Below are 14109 nucleotides of genomic sequence, written 5' to 3'. Positions count from 1 at the left end.
CTTCCTTTCTTCCTTCCCAGGAGTTTTCGTGTTCGACCAATTGCCGGCCTATGCCGACGACCCCATCCTCGGCCTCTTCGAGGTCTACAAGGCCGACCCGAGGCCGTTCAAGGTGAACCTCGGCATCGGCATCTACTGCGATGAAGCGGGGCAGGTGCCGGTGCTCGAATCGGTGCGGGCTGCGCGCGAGGCGGGCGTTGGGGCTCGCGGGCCCAGCGTCTATCTGCCGACCGAGGGTGGCGAGGCCTACCGCGATGCCGTGCGCGAACTGGTCTTCGGCAAGAACGCCGACGACATCGTGGTGGTGCAGACCGTCGCCGGCACCGGTGCGCTGAAGGTGGGCGCCGATTTCCTGAAGGGTGTGCTGCCCGATGCCGCGATCTGGATGCCCGACCCGACCTGGGCCAACCACGCCGCGATCTTTGCTGGCGCGGGCTTCCGTGTCGAAAACTACCCGTACTATGCGAAGGAGACCGGCGGCTTCGACCTCGACGGCGCCGTCTCCGCCTTGCAGAAGCTGCAGGCCGGCAGCGTGGTGCTGCTGCATCCCTGCTGCCACAACCCGACCGGCGTTGATCCGACCCAGGCCGAGTGGCACGCGCTTCTCGACGTGATCGAGCAACGCGGCCTGCTGCCCTTCTTCGACGTGGCCTACCAGGGCTTCGCGCACGGCGTGGACGAGGACGCCTGGGCCGTGCGCGAATGCGTGCGACGCGGCATCGCCTGCCTGGTGGCGAGTTCGTTCTCGAAGATCTTCTCGCTGTACGGCGAGCGCGTCGGCGCGTTGGGCGTGCATGCGCCCAAGGCCGACAAGGCGCGGCTGCTGGGGCAGCTCAAGCTGGCGATTCGCCGCAGCTATTCGTGCCCGCCTGCGCTGGGTGCGGCGCTGGTTGAGGCGGTGCTGTCCAGTCCGGCATCGAATGCGCAGTGGCGCGCCGAGCTCGATGCGATGCGCGGCCGCATGCGCGAGGTGCGCACCAGCCTGCACCGCAAGCTGGGCGAGGCACTGCCGGGGCGCGACTTCGGCTTCCTCGTCGCGCAGAACGGCATGTTCAGCTACTCGGGGCTGTCGGCCGCGCAGATCGAGGCACTGCGCTCGCGCTTCGGGGTGTACGTGGTGTCGTCGGGACGCATCTGCGTCGCGGGACTCAATGCTTCCAACATCTCCCATGTGTGCGAGGCACTGGCCGAGGTGTGTTCCGGCGGAGAAACCCGATGAAGCCGGTCTGCAGCATCCTGATCGTCGGCGCGGGCATCGCGGGCTGCTCGGCGGCCATCGCGCTGGCCCGCAAGGGCTTCGGCGTGACGCTGGTCGAGAAGCAGGCCGAATGGCGCTTCCAGAGCTCGGGCATCTTCATCTACGGCAACGGGCTGGAGGCGCTGCGCCGCGTCGGCGTGCTGCCGGATATCCTGGGCGCGGGCTTCGCCATCGAGGACGGACGCAACGTCTACCTGGACCATCGCGGCGAGCCCATCGTCGACGTTTTCTATCCGTGTTCCAGCGGCGGCGCGGCGCCCATCGTGGGCATCAAGCGCTCGGAGATGCACCGCATCCTGGCCGCGCAGCTCGACCTGCTGGGCGTGGAGATCAGGCTGGCGACGACGGTGGCGAAGATCGACGCGCCGGCCGGCGGCGATCGTGCCGAGGTCGTGTTCTCCGACGGCAGGGCGCGGCGCTTCGACCTCGTCGTCGGCGCCGACGGCATCCGCTCGCAGGTGCGCGAGGCCGTGTCCGGCGCGCTCGCGCCGCGCTACTCGGGCTTCGGCGTGTGGCGCAGCGTGCACGAGCGGCCGCGCGAGCTGGACGCCAAGATCATGATGATGGGCATCGGCAAGCGGCTGGGCATCATGCCGATCAGCAACGACAGGCTCTATATCTTCGGCACGGTCGCCGAGCCCGCGGGGCGCTGGTATCCGAAGGAGAGCTGGTCCGAGCAGATGCGCGAGCGCTTCGCCGAGTTCGGCGGGCCGGCGCGGCAGTTCCTCGACCAGCTCGGTGCGGATTCCGAGGTGCTCTACACGGCCGTCGAGGAAGTGCAGGCGCCGCTGCCCTGGCATGCGGGTCGCGTGCTGCTGATCGGCGATGCGGCGCATGCCTGCACGCCCTTCATGGGGCAGGGCGGCGCGATGGCGGTGGAAGACGCGGTGGTGCTGGCCGACATGCTCGCGCGCCACGGCATCGCCGAAGCCACGCTGCAGGCCTTCGGCGAGCGCCGCCATCCGATGTGCCGCTTCGTGCAGGAGGCTTCGCGCAAGGTGGGCGAGGCGGGCGCCGTGGAAGACGCCGAAAGCTGCGCCCGGCGCAACGTGGCGATGCGCGAGGGCGCGCAGCAGCAGGTCGATGCCTTCTACCGCCAGCTGGCGGGGTTCGCGGTGCCGCATATGCCGGAACCGGCCTAAGCATCTGACAAATGGGTCGTTCGCTTGCGGGCGAGGGTGCGACAGAATCGCGCCCTTTGTCTCCTGCAATCGAAGGTTCGCCATGCGTGCCCATCTCTCCTTGTCGAAGCTGCTGAAACCCGCCTTTGTGCTGCTGGCGTGTGCTTCGCTGACCATGGCGGCGCAGGCGCAGCCGGCGGCTGGCGCCTATCCGTCGAAGCCCGTGCACATCACCGTGGCGAACACGCCCGGCAGCTCGCCCGACGTGCTGGCACGCTACCTGGGGCAGCGCCTTTCGGAGCAGTGGAAGCAGCCGGTGGTCGTGGACAACCGCGCGGGCGCGGCGGGCATCCTGGCGGCCGACGGGCTGGCCAAGGCGCAGCCGGACGGCTATTCGCTGCTGGTGGGCGCCGACGGGCCCATCACCATCCTCCCCAACATCCAGGCCGGGCTGCCCTATGACGCGCGGCGCGACCTTGTGCCGGTGGTGTCTCTGGGGCAGATCGACTTCGTGCTGGTTGCCAATCCGAAGACGGGCTTCCGCACGGTGGCCGACTTCGTGCGCGCGGCCAAGGCCAGGCCGGGGCACATCAACTACGCCTCCGCCGGCAACGGCAGTCCGCAGCAGCTGAGCATGGAGCTGCTCAAGCAGAAGGCGGGCATCTACGTCACCCACATCCCTTACCGCGGTGGCCCGCTGGGCATGCAGGACGTGATCGCGGGGCAGGTCGACGTGATGTTCATCGCCGTCGGCCCCGCGCTGCCGCACATCCGCAGCGGCCGGCTGGTAGCGCTGGGCACCAGCGGCGAGAAGCGCCATGCGCTGTTGCCCGAGGTGCCGACGGTGGCCGAGAGCTACAAGGGATATCGCTCGGGCACGTGGTTCGGCCTGTTCGCGCCGGCGCGCACGCCGCAGCCGGCGCTGGACGCCATCGCCTCGGAGGCCGGGCGCATCGTGCAGGCACCGGCCGCACGCGCCGAACTGGCGGCGCAGGGCATTGAGGCCACGGGGTACGCGCAGCGCCAGTTCCAGACGCAGGTGTCGGCCGAGTACGAGCGCTATGCGCAGATCGTGAAGGCCATCGGCATCAAGGCCGAATAGCAACGTTTCGCCCCTGGAGGTAACGGCGGGGCCGCACATCGAAACGATGTGCAAGTCGGCCTACCGGCCGTTTCGGAGTGCCGGGCCGGGATGCGCTAAGGTCCGGACATCCGTTCCTGAATACCCTTGCCGACCATGTCCCGTCCTCCCATCGAGATCGAAACCGCCCCCAACCCCACCGCCACGGTGATCGTGATGCACGGCCTCGGCGCCGACGGCAACGACTTCGTTCCCATCGCCGGCGAGCTCGACCTGTCGGCCGTGGGGCCGGTGCGCTTCGTGTTCCCCAACGCGCCCGTGATGCCCGTGACCATCAACGGCGGCTACCGGATGCCGGCCTGGTACGACATCGTCGTGCCCGACCTCGAGGCACAGGAAGACGAAGCCGGCCTGCGCCGCTCGCAGGCGACCATCGAGGCCGTCATTGCCAACGAGAAGGCCCGGGGCATCGTGGCCGGGCGCATCGTGGTGGCGGGTTTCTCGCAAGGCTGCGCGATGGCGCTGATGACCGGCCTGCGCCACACCGAGCGGCTGGCCGGCGTCGTCGGCCTCTCGGGCTACCTGCCGATCGCGGCCACCACCGCGGCCGAGCGCCACGCGGCCAACCACGAGACGCCGGTGTTCCTCGCCCATGGCCGGCAGGACCCGGTGGTGCCCTACGCGGCGGCCGTGCGCACGCGCGAGGCGCTTTCCGCGCTGGGCTACGCCGTCGAATGGCACGAATACGACATGGCGCACTCGGTGTGCATGGAAGAAGTCGCCGACCTGAACCGCTTCCTGCTGCGGGTGCTCGGCTGAACCAGATCAACGCTCGCACGAAGGAGCCGCAACATGATCCTCGTCATCGGCCACGCACTGGCCAAGCCCGATACCCTGCAGGCGATGCGCGCCATCAGCACCGAGCACGTGCTGCGCTCGCGCTCCGAGCCCGGCTGCATCTCGCATGAAGTCTCGACCGACGCGCAGGAGCCGCTGCGCCTGACCTTCGTGGAGCGCTGGAGCGACATGGGCGCGCTGCAGGCCCACTTCCGCGTGGACGCCTCGCGCGCGTTCGCCAAGGCGCTTTCGGCGATGGCGGAGGGCACACCGGAGATCCACGTCTACCGCTCGGAAGAGATCGACCTCTCGGCAGGCCAGGCCAAGGCCTGAACCGCGTCCGGAACGCCGACAGCTATCAAAAACATAGCGCACAACAGGGTAACCAGCCCCGGGATTCCCTGCACGAGCAGTGCCCGCTTGCCCGTGCTACCTTCCAGCCCCTCAGAAGATTGATGGGTCATAACAATATGAGCAACAGATTGCAGGAGAGGTTGGGTGCACTTTCAGCCGCACGACTGAAGGGCATGCGACGCGGTATCGAGAAGGAGAGCCTGCGCGCGCTGCCCGACGGCAAGCTTGCGCTGACGCCGCATCCGCTCGCGCTGGGCTCCGCGCTCACGCATCCGCACATCACGACCGACTTCAGCGAATCGCAGCTCGAACTCATCACGGGCGTGCACGCGGACGTCGACTCGGCCGTCGAGGAACTCACGCGGGTGCACCAGTTCACCTACCGCGTGCTCGACGGACTGGGCGACGAGCGCCTCTGGGTGTCGAGCATGCCCTGCGGCCTGCCGACCGACGAGACCATTCCGATCGGCCGCTACGGCTCCTCGAACGTGGGCCGTGCCAAGAGCGTCTACCGCATGGGCCTGAGCCACCGTTATGGCCGCCGCATGCAGACCATCTCGGGCATCCACTACAACTGGTCGCTGCCCGAGGTGTCGAGCGAAGAGTATTTCGCGCTCATCCGCAACTTCCGCCGCCACGCCTTCCTGCTGCTGTACCTGTTCGGCGCCTCGCCGGCGCTGTGTTCGAGCTTCGTGGCGGGCCGCCCGCACGAGCTGCAGCCGCTGGGCGACGGCAGCATGTTCATGCCGCACGGCACCTCGCTGCGCATGGGCCGGCTGGGCTACCAGAGCGACGCGCAGGCCTCGCTGGCCGTGAGCTACAACAGCCTCGAAGGCTATGCCGCCTCGCTGCAGGACGCGCTCACCCGCCCGTGGCCGGCCTACGAGGCCATCGGCATCCGCAACCTGGGCGGCGACTACAACCAGCTCGGCACCAGCCTGCTGCAGATCGAGAACGAGTTCTACGGCACCATCCGCCCCAAGCGCGTGATCAACCCCGGCGAGCGTCCGCTGCACGCGCTGCGCGAGCGCGGCGTGGAGTACGTCGAAGTGCGCCTGATGGACCTCGACCCCTTCGAGACCGTCGGCATCAACGCGCAGACCATGCGCTTCATCGATGTGTTCCTGCTGCACTGCCTGCTGAGCGACAGCCCCGACGACACGCCGCAGGAAATCGCCGACCTCGCGCAGAACCAGCATCTCACCGCCGCGCGCGGCCGCGAGCCGGGCCTGAAGCTGCGGCGCAACGGCGCCGAGGTGACGCTCGCCGACTGGGGCCTGGAGCTGGTCGGGCAGTGCCTGCCCATCGCCGCCGCGCTCGACGCGGCGCAAGGCAGCGGCACGGCGCATGCCGACGCGGTGCGCGCCGCCGGCGCCGCGCTGCGCAACCCCGACAGCCTGCCCTCGGCCCGCGTGCTGGCGGCCATCGAGAAGGAACACGCCAACTCCTTCGTCGGCTTCGTGCGCGCCCGCTCCGAGCAGACCCGCGCCACGCTGCTGGACCTGCCGTTCTCGGCGGCCCAGCAGGCCGAGTTCGAGCGGATGACGGCCGAGTCCATCCAGGAGCAGAAGCGCATCGAGGCGGCAGACACCATGCCCTTCGAGATCTACCGCGAGCAGTACGTCTCGCCCGCGCGCCTGGGCATGCCACGCAGCCGCACTCCGGTCGCTGCCTGAGCGCCGCTGACACGCTGGCGACTGGGCTCGCCGCGCCGAAGCTGCCCCGCGGCCGCTTTCTGGGGTAAAACGCCACGCTGCCGCCCGGGCAAGGCAAGCCCGGCGCGGCAACGAACAACGGCAACTCCCATGGAAGGCGACACAGAGACATGAGCAACGGCAGCAACCTCGATTTCAAGGGCCGCGTGGCCATCGTGACCGGCGCGGGCGGCGGCCTGGGCCGCCAGCATGCGCTGGCGCTGGCCGCGCGCGGCGCGAAGGTGGTGGTCAACGACCTGGGCGGCGCGCGCGACGGCTCCGGCGGCTCGGTGAGCGCCGCGCAGGCGGTGGTGGACGAGATCAAGGCGGCCGGTGGCGAGGCGATTGCCAACGGCGCGTCGGTGACCGACTTCGAGGCGGTGCAGGCCATGGTCAAGGAGGCGGTCGACGCCTGGGGCCGCGTCGACATCCTAGTGAACAACGCGGGCATCCTGCGCGACAAGAGCTTCGCCAAGATGGACCTGGCCGACTTCAGGCTGGTGGTCGACGTGCACCTGATGGGCGCCGTGAACTGCACCAAGGCCGTCTGGGCGCTGATGAACGAGCAGAAGTACGGCCGCATCGTGATGACCACTTCTTCGTCAGGCCTGTACGGCAACTTCGGCCAGAGCAACTACGGCGCGGCCAAGCTTGCGCTGGTGGGCTTGATGCAGACGCTGAGCATCGAGGGCGCGAAGAACGACATCCGCGTGAACTGCCTGGCGCCCACGGCGGCCACCCGCATGACCGAGGACCTGTTTCCCAAGGAAATGCTCGAAGCCTTCCGCCCCGAGGCGGTGGTGCCGGCGATGCTGGTGCTGGCCGGGCAGGACGCGCCCAACCGCACCGTCCTCTGCGCGGGCGCCGGCACCTTCGAGGCCGCGCACATCACGCTGACGCAGGGCGCCTGGCTGGGCATCGAGGCCGACACGCCCGAGCAGCTGGCGGCGCGCCTGTCGGAAGTGACCGACCGCGAAGGCGAGGCGGTGCCGCAAAGCGGCGCGGCCCAGGGCGCCAACGAAGTCGCCAAGGGCATGGCGAACGCGAAGCGGGGCTGACCACCGGTTCGGCCCGGCACCGTGTTCATGGCGCGCTTGACCTTGAGCGCACTCGAGCATTTCCAATGAATTCACCGGATCTCCGGTTCATTCATTCAAGCAAGGAAATCGAGCCATGAACACGATCGAAAACAAGGCCCTGGTCCAGCACATCCACGACGAGCTGGACAAGGGCAACGGCCGGCCCTTCGTCGAGAGCCTCGCCGACGACGCGAGCTGGAAGCTCGAAGGCAGCACCGCCTGGTCGCGCACCTACCAAGGCAAGAAGGCGATCCGCGAGGAGCTGCTGGACCCGCTCTTCGCCCAGTTCGCCGCACCCTACAGGAGCAGGACCGAGCGCATCATCGCCGAGGGCGACCGGGTGGTGGTGCTCTTCCGCGGCGACGTGCCCACCAAGGCCGGCAAGCGCTACAACAACCGCTATTGCTATGTCTACCGACTCGAAGGAGGCAAGGTGAAAGAGCTGACCGAATACTTCGACACCGCGCTGGTGCAGGAGGCGCTGCAGCCTCCGGCCGTCGTCCATGCCGGCTGAGAAAGCCACCAAGAGGGGCTCTCCCTTCCACATCGGCGAACTGGCCAAGCGCACCGGCCGCACGGTGCACGCCATCCGCTGGTACGAGACGCAGGGTCTCGTGCCCGGCGTGGCGCGCGACGAGGGCGGCCGGCGCCTCTATGTCGAGCTGCATGTCGGCTGGCTCGACCTGATGGAGCGGCTGCGCCGCACCGGCATGTCGATCGCCGAGATGCGCGAATACACCGCGCTCGCGCTGCAGGGCAAGACCACGCTGCGCGAGCGGCGCGACATGCTTGCCGCTCACCGCGAGCGAGTTAACGAAACCATCACCGAGTGGAAGAGGGCGCTGTCGCTTGTCGAGCGCAAGATCGACTTCTACGACGAGTGGATGGCCAGCGGGCATCGCCCGCCGCTCATTGCCGCGGAACCCTTGCTCGCGCCGAGGAAGCGCGGAAGCGGCGCTACTCGGCGATGAAGCCCGGATCGGTGCGGATCGAACCCCTGTCCCGGTGGTTGTGAAGCCGTCCCAGCGTGTTCTCGATCAGGCGCTTGAGCTTGTCGGAGGCGCCACGGAAAGCCTCGTCGAGGCTGGCCGCGTGCTGCGTCACTGCCAGCGGCTGGTGGTGCGCCAGGCGCGCTTCCATCACGCAACACTTGTCGCTGCCCCCGGCCTTGTCGTGGTTCTCGTCGCTCAGGTGCACCTCGACGCGCGTCACGTCGTCGACGAAACGGCCCAGGTTGTGCTTGATCTCGGTGTCGGCCCAGCGCTCCAGCGCGTCCTTGTTGGTGATGCCGTTGCTCGTGTTGACCTGTATCTGCATGCAATATCCTCGCTGGATGGATGAACGAAGGCCCACTTTGCACCGTGCGGCGCCGGGTGGGCCGTAGGTCTGGTTCCTACCCGCGCGACGGGCAGGCCCCAATCAGCTCTGGATGTAGGTGGTCAGCTGCTCGATGGTGGCTTCCTGGTCCGAGATGATGTCGTCCATCAGGTCCTGGATGGAGATCATGCCGACCACCCTGTCGCCGTCGACCACCGGCAGGTGGCGGAACTTGCGCTGGCTCATGAGCGCCATGCACTCGCGGGTGCGGGTGTGCGGCGTCACGGTCATCACGTCGGGCGTCATGATCTCGCGCACCTTCATTTCCTTGGAGTTCTTGCCCTGCAGCGCGACCTTGCGGGTGTAGTCGCGCTCGGAGAGAAAGCCCACCAGCCTTTCGCCGTCCATCACCATCAGCGCGCCGACCTCGAAGCGCGCCAGGATGGAGAGCGCGTCGAACACGCTGGTGTCGGGGGAGGTGCGCCATGCCGCGGAATCATGGCGCTTGAGCAGTTCGGAGACGGGTTTCATCGTGTGCAACTCCATGAAGGGTTTTCGATTCGACCGACGCTCGGGCGCCGCACTCGCTCAAATCATAGGGGCGATGAATGACCGCGCGGCGCAAAAAACTCTAAGGGATTGCGCGTGTGTGCAAGACACGCGCAATGCGCGAGAACTTAAGGCTGCGCAGCCGCGGCCGCAGGGGTGGCGATGAACACGCGGTTCAGCGCCACTGCGTCGCCGACCACCGTCTTCACCAGGCCCTTCTCGTCGAACTGCACCTGGAACTCCGACCAGCTGTCGCGCCAGTAGCGCCACACCGGGGCGTCGAGGCTGGGGTTCTCGCTGGCCACCGGGTAGGCGATGGCCATCAGCACCTGCTCGCGGGTCATGCCGGGCATCACCTTGCCGGCGAGGATTGCCTCGCGCACCGGCGCGGGGAAGGTCGCCAGCTTCTGCTTCGGGTCGGCGGTCACCACGTAGCGTTGCGCGAAGGCCGGCAACGGGATGTTGCGGCTGTAGTCGTTCTTGATGCGCTGCTGCTTGCCGGCGAGCTCGAGGCTGAACCAGCGGAAGTCGTAGGCCGTGATGCGCGCCGGGGTGCCGACGGCGACGATGCTCGTGCCCTGCTCGTCGTAGTTGATGTCGCTGATCGAGTCGCCGTAGGTGCGCATGTTGCAGCACAGGTAGCCGCTGACGAGCGGGCCGGGCGGCGGGGAGGGCCGCTGGGCATGGGCGACGGTGATGGACGCGGGCACGACGGTGGCTGCCAGCAGGGCGGCAGCGGCAAGGCGCTTGAGCATTTGTGGATTTCCCTCGGAGTTGTTGGAATCGCTGCGGGATCGCTGTCCTCGGCAGCGAAGGGATTCTAGGATCGAACAATCCCCAAGCGAAGGCAGAATGAGCGTCTGCAGCTATCGAAAGCGTAGCAACCAGCTTGCGTTCAGGTTCCCGGTTCACAATGCGCGCCGGCGGCCCTGCCGCCCGCCCGAATTCACAGAGACAGCGCGAAAAGAAAGAAGAGCCCACCGATGGCGATCCAGTGGTTCCCCGGTCACATGTATTCGACCCAGAAGGCCATCACCGAACGGGTGAAGGACATCGACGTCGTCATCGAACTGCTCGACGCCCGCCTGCCGGGCTCCAGCGCCAACCCGATGCTGGCCGAGCTCACGGCCGGCAGGCCCACGCTGAAGGTGCTCAACAAGCAGGACCTGGCCGACCCCGCGCGCACAGCCCTCTGGCTGGCGCACTACAACGCGCTGCCCGCCACCCGCGCCATTCCCCTCGACGCGAGCCAGACCACGCCCGCGCAGCAGATCGTGAAGGCTTGCCACGAACTCTCGCCCAACCGCGGCGGGCTGGCCAAGCCGATGCGGGTGCTGATCTGCGGCATTCCCAACGTGGGCAAGTCCACCCTCATCAACACCCTCACCGGCGGGCGCAAGGCCAAGACCGGCGACGAGGCCGGCATCACCAAGCTCGAGCAGCGCATCACGCTGGCCGACGACTTCTACCTGTGGGACACGCCCGGCATGCTGTGGCCGCGCATCATCGTGCCCAAGAGCGGCTACAACCTCGCGGCCAGCGGCGCGGTGGGGCGCAACGCCTTCGACGAGGAGGAAGTGGCGCTGGAACTGCTCGGCTACCTCAAGGCCAACTACGCCGCCGGCTTGGCCGCGCGATTCAAGCTCGTGGAGCTCGACGCCGAGACCATGGCCGGCATGAAGGACGAAGCGCTGCTCGACACCATCGGCCGCAAGCGCGGCGCCCTGCTGGGCAAGGGCCGCGTCAACCTGCAGAAGGCCGCCGAGATCGTGATGCACGAGTTCCGCGCCGGCAACCTCGGGCGCATCACCCTCGAGACGCCCGGGGAGTTCGCCGTGTGGCTGGCCGACGGCCAGCGCGCCGACGCCGAGCGCGCGGCGAAGAAGGCCGCGCGCAAGCAGAAGGGCAAGCCGAAGGCAGAGGCGGCGCCGGAAGGCTGAATCGGCCGCGGCTCAGTCGAGCGCGAACAGCGCGGCCGCCGCCTCGTCGAGCGCCGCGACCCTGCGCGAGTCGGAGCGCGGGCCGGCCGCCTGCAGCGCGCGCTGATACATCGCCACGCGCGTGGCCGACACCGGCCTGCACAGCGGCCGCCCGCGCGTCTGCGCGATGCCGCGTCCGGGTACCACGTAGCGCCCCGGGCTGAGCCGCGCGAAGCGGATGTAGGCCTGCAGCGTGGGGAGCACGTCGGCGTGCAGCGCGTTCATGCGCTTCTCGGCCTCCTTGCCGATCTGCGCGTAGCCCTTGGCGTCCTTGGTGATGGGCAGGCCGAGGATGTCGGCCATGTCGATCTCGAAGTGCGTGAAGTCGCCGTACGGGCGCTTGCAGTCGATGACGAAGCTGCTCCAGTTCGCGTGCTGCAGCAGGCGGATGTGCTCTTCGGTCACGTCGAAGGCCGCGCGCTTCTCGAAGGGCGGCTGGAAGGCATAGTGGCCGGCCACGAAGCTCGCGTGCAGGAAGAAGGCGGCCGCCACGTTCACGAATCGGTCGAAGACCGGCGAGTTGCCGCCGTCGAGCACGTCGCCGAACTGTTCGAGCGTCATGTCGGGCGGCACGATGGCGGGCGCGCCGGATTCGCAGCCGACCCACTCGGCGTGGCTGCGGCGGAACCAGTCGATGTCGGCCTGCGTGATCTCGATGCTGCCCGGCTGGGGCGGCGCTGTCGGGGCGGATGCGGGCGCATCCTGCGACTGCCCGCAGCCCGAGGCGGCCAGCAGGGTGGTTGCGGCGCATGCGGCAGAAAGTACCAGCGCATCCCGCCGATGGAGCCATCTCAATTTGTTCTCTCCAGGGAAAAACTATCTGTCCGGCGCACGAGGATGCCATGCGGGCCTGACATCTGCCTGAGGACGGCCGGGGCATCGGGAGCGTCAGGGGCGCGGTGTAGGCTCGCCGCATCCACATCGCAAGGAGCGACATGACCGAAGCAGCGCAGGACCGAGGCAACGACGACGATGGTGACGGCGAGCTCTCGACCGGCTGGGACGCCATCACCGCCGCCGTGGAGCGCCTCTACCCCGGCCAGGAGCCGAAGCACTACGGCACGGTGATCAAGTGGATGCTCGGCGGGCCCGATCCGCTGGACGGCGTGAGCGTGTGGAAGCGCATGGAGCCGGTGCCGCACTGGCACTACCTGAGCTACGGGCTCAGCGAGCTCTACACCAAGGAGTCGGAGGTCGCCGAAACCAGCGGCTACGGCTTCGAACTCACTTTCCGCCTCGCCTGCGAGCCGGACGACGAAGAACCGCCCGCATGGGCCATCAACTTCCTGCAGAACCTCGCGCGCTACGTGTTCAAGAGCGGCAACGTGTTCGACGACGGCCACTGGATGACCGCCAACGGTCCCATCGCGCTGGAGCGCGAGACGCTGATCCGCTCGATGGGCTTCGTGTTCGATCCCGAGCTGCCGGCCATCGACACGCCCAACGGCCGCGTGAGCTTCATCCAGGTCGTGGGCCTGACGGAAGACGAGGAGCGCGCGGGCAAGCGCTGGGACACGCGCCGGCTGCTCGACGCGCTGCTGCCCGCGATGCCGCTGTGGGTGACCGACCTCGCGCGGCCTTCGCTGCTCGACGATGCCGAGGTGCGCAGGCGCGTGGAGGAGGGCGCGGCGCGCGACGGCTCGTCCAGCGGCTTCCTCTTCACCGACGTGCTGGGCTGGGAGACGAGCAAGCGGCTGCTGCGAGCGCCGGTCACCGAGATCACGCTCGGCGCGCGGCAGGTCGACGAACTGGTCGCGCTGCTGCCGCTGCGGCTGCCCTTTGGGCGCGACTTCCACTTCGCGAGCCGCGAGCGGGCGCTGGTCTTCGCGCATGGCGAGGCCGACAGCGTTTCTGAAGAAGACGGCAGCCTTACGCTGCGGCTTTCCGACGCCACGGTGCGCGAGCTGGTCCGCGCGCTGAAGCCGGTCGCCGGCACCTACGAGGTACAGGGTTTTGGCGCCGTGCGCTGGAAGGTGCAGAAGACGACAATCAGGGACCCGCAGGGGAACGTGGTCAGCACCGTCGGCTGACCGATCAGCCCCACGCCAGCCCACCGCCAGCAACCCGATTCCAGATGCAACGTCTCACGCGTCAACGCAACGCCGTCTTCTCCGCCTTCAGCGACGCAGGCCGCGTCCTCACCGCTCCGCAGATCCTGGCGCATGCGCGCGAGATCGTTCCCGAGATCAGCCTCTCGACCGTCTACCGCCAGGTCTCTCTGCTGCTGGCGGACGGCGAGATCGCCAAGGTCGAGCTGCCCGGCGAACCCGCCCGCTACGAGGTGGCGTGCAAGCCCGAGGCGCACGGCAAGGCGGGCCACGGCGCAAAGCACGTGGACCATCACCATCACTACTTCCATTGCTCCAGCTGCGGGCAGGTGTACATGCTGCATTCCTGCCCCGGGCCGATGGACGACCTGGTGCCCAAGGGCTTCAAGGTCAGCAGCCACGAGGTGACGCTGCACGGGGTGTGCGCGTCGTGCTCGGGGGCGGGAACGGCCGACAAGGCACGCGCGAGCAAAGCGCACTGACTGGCCGGTTTTCGTCCAGCTTCCATTCGGCTTTTGTTTTATTGAGAATGGATTCTCAATAACGTATAGTCTCGGGTCCAAATCCTTTGGTTCCTATCCCGATCATGCAAGTCCTGTCCTCGCTCAAAGAAGCAAAGAAGCGCCACCGCGACTGCCAGGTGGTGACGCGGCGCGGCCGCACCTACGTCATCTGCAAGTCCAATCCGCGCTTCAAGGCCAGACAGGGCGGCGCGAAGAACAAGCACAAGCGCTGAGGAGCGCATGCGCCGCTGACGGGCGCGGCGACTGAAGAGCCGGCGCCCGAATCTCC

The 14109-nt window shown here is 68.1% G+C and carries 17 protein-coding genes; 13 read left to right on the top strand and 4 right to left on the bottom strand.

Features of this window, described 5'->3' with window-relative positions; translation table 11 throughout:
* Positions 1-28: 28 nt before the first annotated feature.
* The 9 genes from ACAM57_RS21045 to ACAM57_RS21005 all read left to right on the top strand — a co-directional run bounded on the left by ACAM57_RS21045 (position 29) and on the right by ACAM57_RS21005 (position 8395).
* Complete coding sequence (locus ACAM57_RS21045; protein WP_184636259.1) at positions 29-1219, top strand: amino acid aminotransferase; 1191 nt, start codon at positions 29-31, stop codon at positions 1217-1219.
* Positions 1216-2400, top strand: a complete 1185-nt coding sequence (locus tag ACAM57_RS21040) for an FAD-dependent oxidoreductase (RefSeq protein WP_369658780.1) — start codon at positions 1216-1218, stop codon at positions 2398-2400. Before ACAM57_RS21045 ends, ACAM57_RS21040 begins: the two co-directional genes overlap by 4 nt.
* Positions 2401-2482: 82 nt before the next feature.
* Positions 2483-3481 carry a Bug family tripartite tricarboxylate transporter substrate binding protein gene (locus tag ACAM57_RS21035; RefSeq protein ID WP_369658779.1) on the top strand — a complete coding sequence of 333 codons (999 nt, stop codon included), beginning with the start codon at positions 2483-2485 and terminating at the stop codon, positions 3479-3481.
* A 135-nt stretch (positions 3482-3616) separates the two neighbouring features.
* The gene (locus tag ACAM57_RS21030) at positions 3617-4279 is read left to right on the top strand and encodes an alpha/beta hydrolase (RefSeq protein ID WP_369658778.1); all 663 of its coding nucleotides are present in this window, start codon (positions 3617-3619) and stop codon (positions 4277-4279) included.
* Between the two features lie 33 nt (positions 4280-4312).
* Positions 4313-4630, top strand: coding sequence for a putative quinol monooxygenase (locus ACAM57_RS21025; RefSeq protein ID WP_369658777.1), 318 nt, complete (start codon positions 4313-4315; stop codon positions 4628-4630).
* A gap of 137 nt (positions 4631-4767) precedes the next feature.
* On the top strand, positions 4768-6327 hold the full coding sequence (gene gshA, locus ACAM57_RS21020) for a glutamate--cysteine ligase (RefSeq protein ID WP_126024194.1): 1560 nt from the start codon (positions 4768-4770) through the stop codon (positions 6325-6327).
* A gap of 149 nt (positions 6328-6476) precedes the next feature.
* The gene (locus ACAM57_RS21015; protein WP_126024195.1) at positions 6477-7403 is read left to right on the top strand and encodes an SDR family NAD(P)-dependent oxidoreductase; all 927 of its coding nucleotides are present in this window, start codon (positions 6477-6479) and stop codon (positions 7401-7403) included.
* Between the two features lie 115 nt (positions 7404-7518).
* Complete coding sequence (locus ACAM57_RS21010) at positions 7519-7938, top strand: nuclear transport factor 2 family protein (protein WP_369658776.1); 420 nt, start codon at positions 7519-7521, stop codon at positions 7936-7938.
* Positions 7928-8395 (top strand): MerR family transcriptional regulator, encoded by a 468-nt coding sequence (locus ACAM57_RS21005; RefSeq protein WP_369658775.1) that lies wholly within the window; start codon positions 7928-7930, stop codon positions 8393-8395. The genes ACAM57_RS21010 and ACAM57_RS21005 overlap by 11 nt, the downstream gene beginning before the upstream one ends.
* Here the strand turns inward: ACAM57_RS21005 and ACAM57_RS21000 are convergent.
* The 3 genes from ACAM57_RS21000 to ACAM57_RS20990 all read right to left on the bottom strand — a co-directional run bounded on the left by ACAM57_RS21000 (position 8382) and on the right by ACAM57_RS20990 (position 10045).
* The gene (locus ACAM57_RS21000) at positions 8382-8741 is read right to left on the bottom strand and encodes an HPF/RaiA family ribosome-associated protein (protein WP_369658774.1); all 360 of its coding nucleotides are present in this window, start codon (positions 8739-8741) and stop codon (positions 8382-8384) included. The genes ACAM57_RS21005 and ACAM57_RS21000 overlap by 14 nt on opposite strands.
* Positions 8742-8843: 102 nt before the next feature.
* A complete protein-coding gene (locus ACAM57_RS20995) occupies positions 8844-9272 on the bottom strand; it encodes a CBS domain-containing protein (RefSeq protein WP_126024199.1) in 429 nt (142 codons plus the stop codon).
* 146 nt (positions 9273-9418) lie between these two features.
* Positions 9419-10045: a cell envelope protein SmpA gene (locus ACAM57_RS20990; protein WP_369658773.1), complete on the bottom strand. Its 627-nt coding sequence runs from the start codon at positions 10043-10045 to the stop codon at positions 9419-9421.
* 228 nt (positions 10046-10273) lie between these two features.
* On the opposite strand from ACAM57_RS20990, the gene ylqF reads away from it, so the two are divergent.
* The gene (gene ylqF / locus ACAM57_RS20985) at positions 10274-11230 is read left to right on the top strand and encodes a ribosome biogenesis GTPase YlqF (protein ID WP_369658772.1); all 957 of its coding nucleotides are present in this window, start codon (positions 10274-10276) and stop codon (positions 11228-11230) included.
* A gap of 12 nt (positions 11231-11242) precedes the next feature.
* Here ylqF and ACAM57_RS20980 read toward each other — a convergent pair whose 3' ends face one another.
* Positions 11243-12064, bottom strand: coding sequence for a hypothetical protein (locus tag ACAM57_RS20980; protein ID WP_369658771.1), 822 nt, complete (start codon positions 12062-12064; stop codon positions 11243-11245).
* 140 nt (positions 12065-12204) lie between these two features.
* Between ACAM57_RS20980 and ACAM57_RS20975 the strand changes: the two genes are divergently transcribed.
* The 3 genes from ACAM57_RS20975 (at position 12205) to ykgO (ending at position 14053) form a co-directional block, all read left to right on the top strand.
* Complete coding sequence (locus ACAM57_RS20975) at positions 12205-13299, top strand: suppressor of fused domain protein (protein ID WP_369658770.1); 1095 nt, start codon at positions 12205-12207, stop codon at positions 13297-13299.
* 44 nt (positions 13300-13343) lie between these two features.
* On the top strand, positions 13344-13799 hold the full coding sequence (locus tag ACAM57_RS20970) for a Fur family transcriptional regulator (protein ID WP_369658769.1): 456 nt from the start codon (positions 13344-13346) through the stop codon (positions 13797-13799).
* 104 nt (positions 13800-13903) lie between these two features.
* The gene (gene ykgO / locus ACAM57_RS20965) at positions 13904-14053 is read left to right on the top strand and encodes a type B 50S ribosomal protein L36 (protein WP_125951190.1); all 150 of its coding nucleotides are present in this window, start codon (positions 13904-13906) and stop codon (positions 14051-14053) included.
* Positions 14054-14109: the final 56 nt, after the last annotated feature.

Source organism: Variovorax sp. V15 (assembly GCF_041154425.1).
GTDB classification, from domain to species: domain Bacteria; phylum Pseudomonadota; class Gammaproteobacteria; order Burkholderiales; family Burkholderiaceae_C; genus Variovorax; species Variovorax guangxiensis.
This window is presented reverse-complemented; position numbering and strand designations above follow the sequence as displayed.

What these genes read in the sequence shown, in the direction of transcription:
- ACAM57_RS20990 (WP_369658773.1), bottom strand. Translation starts at nt 10,045, where the DNA reads ATGCTCAAGCGCCTTGCCGCTGCCGCCCTGCTGGCAGCCACCGTCGTG.
- ACAM57_RS21030 (WP_369658778.1), top strand. Translation starts at nt 3,617, where the DNA reads ATGTCCCGTCCTCCCATCGAGATCGAAACCGCCCCCAACCCCACCGCC.
- ACAM57_RS20975 (WP_369658770.1), top strand. Translation starts at nt 12,205, where the DNA reads ATGACCGAAGCAGCGCAGGACCGAGGCAACGACGACGATGGTGACGGC.
- ACAM57_RS21040 (WP_369658780.1), top strand. Translation starts at nt 1,216, where the DNA reads ATGAAGCCGGTCTGCAGCATCCTGATCGTCGGCGCGGGCATCGCGGGC.
- ACAM57_RS21015 (WP_126024195.1), top strand. Translation starts at nt 6,477, where the DNA reads ATGAGCAACGGCAGCAACCTCGATTTCAAGGGCCGCGTGGCCATCGTG.
- ACAM57_RS21000 (WP_369658774.1), bottom strand. Translation starts at nt 8,741, where the DNA reads ATGCAGATACAGGTCAACACGAGCAACGGCATCACCAACAAGGACGCG.
- ACAM57_RS21005 (WP_369658775.1), top strand. Translation starts at nt 7,928, where the DNA reads ATGCCGGCTGAGAAAGCCACCAAGAGGGGCTCTCCCTTCCACATCGGC.
- ACAM57_RS20970 (WP_369658769.1), top strand. Translation starts at nt 13,344, where the DNA reads ATGCAACGTCTCACGCGTCAACGCAACGCCGTCTTCTCCGCCTTCAGC.
- gshA (WP_126024194.1), top strand. Translation starts at nt 4,768, where the DNA reads ATGAGCAACAGATTGCAGGAGAGGTTGGGTGCACTTTCAGCCGCACGA.
- ACAM57_RS21025 (WP_369658777.1), top strand. Translation starts at nt 4,313, where the DNA reads ATGATCCTCGTCATCGGCCACGCACTGGCCAAGCCCGATACCCTGCAG.
- ykgO (WP_125951190.1), top strand. Translation starts at nt 13,904, where the DNA reads ATGCAAGTCCTGTCCTCGCTCAAAGAAGCAAAGAAGCGCCACCGCGAC.
- ACAM57_RS21035 (WP_369658779.1), top strand. Translation starts at nt 2,483, where the DNA reads ATGCGTGCCCATCTCTCCTTGTCGAAGCTGCTGAAACCCGCCTTTGTG.
- ylqF (WP_369658772.1), top strand. Translation starts at nt 10,274, where the DNA reads ATGGCGATCCAGTGGTTCCCCGGTCACATGTATTCGACCCAGAAGGCC.
- ACAM57_RS21010 (WP_369658776.1), top strand. Translation starts at nt 7,519, where the DNA reads ATGAACACGATCGAAAACAAGGCCCTGGTCCAGCACATCCACGACGAG.
- ACAM57_RS20995 (WP_126024199.1), bottom strand. Translation starts at nt 9,272, where the DNA reads ATGAAACCCGTCTCCGAACTGCTCAAGCGCCATGATTCCGCGGCATGG.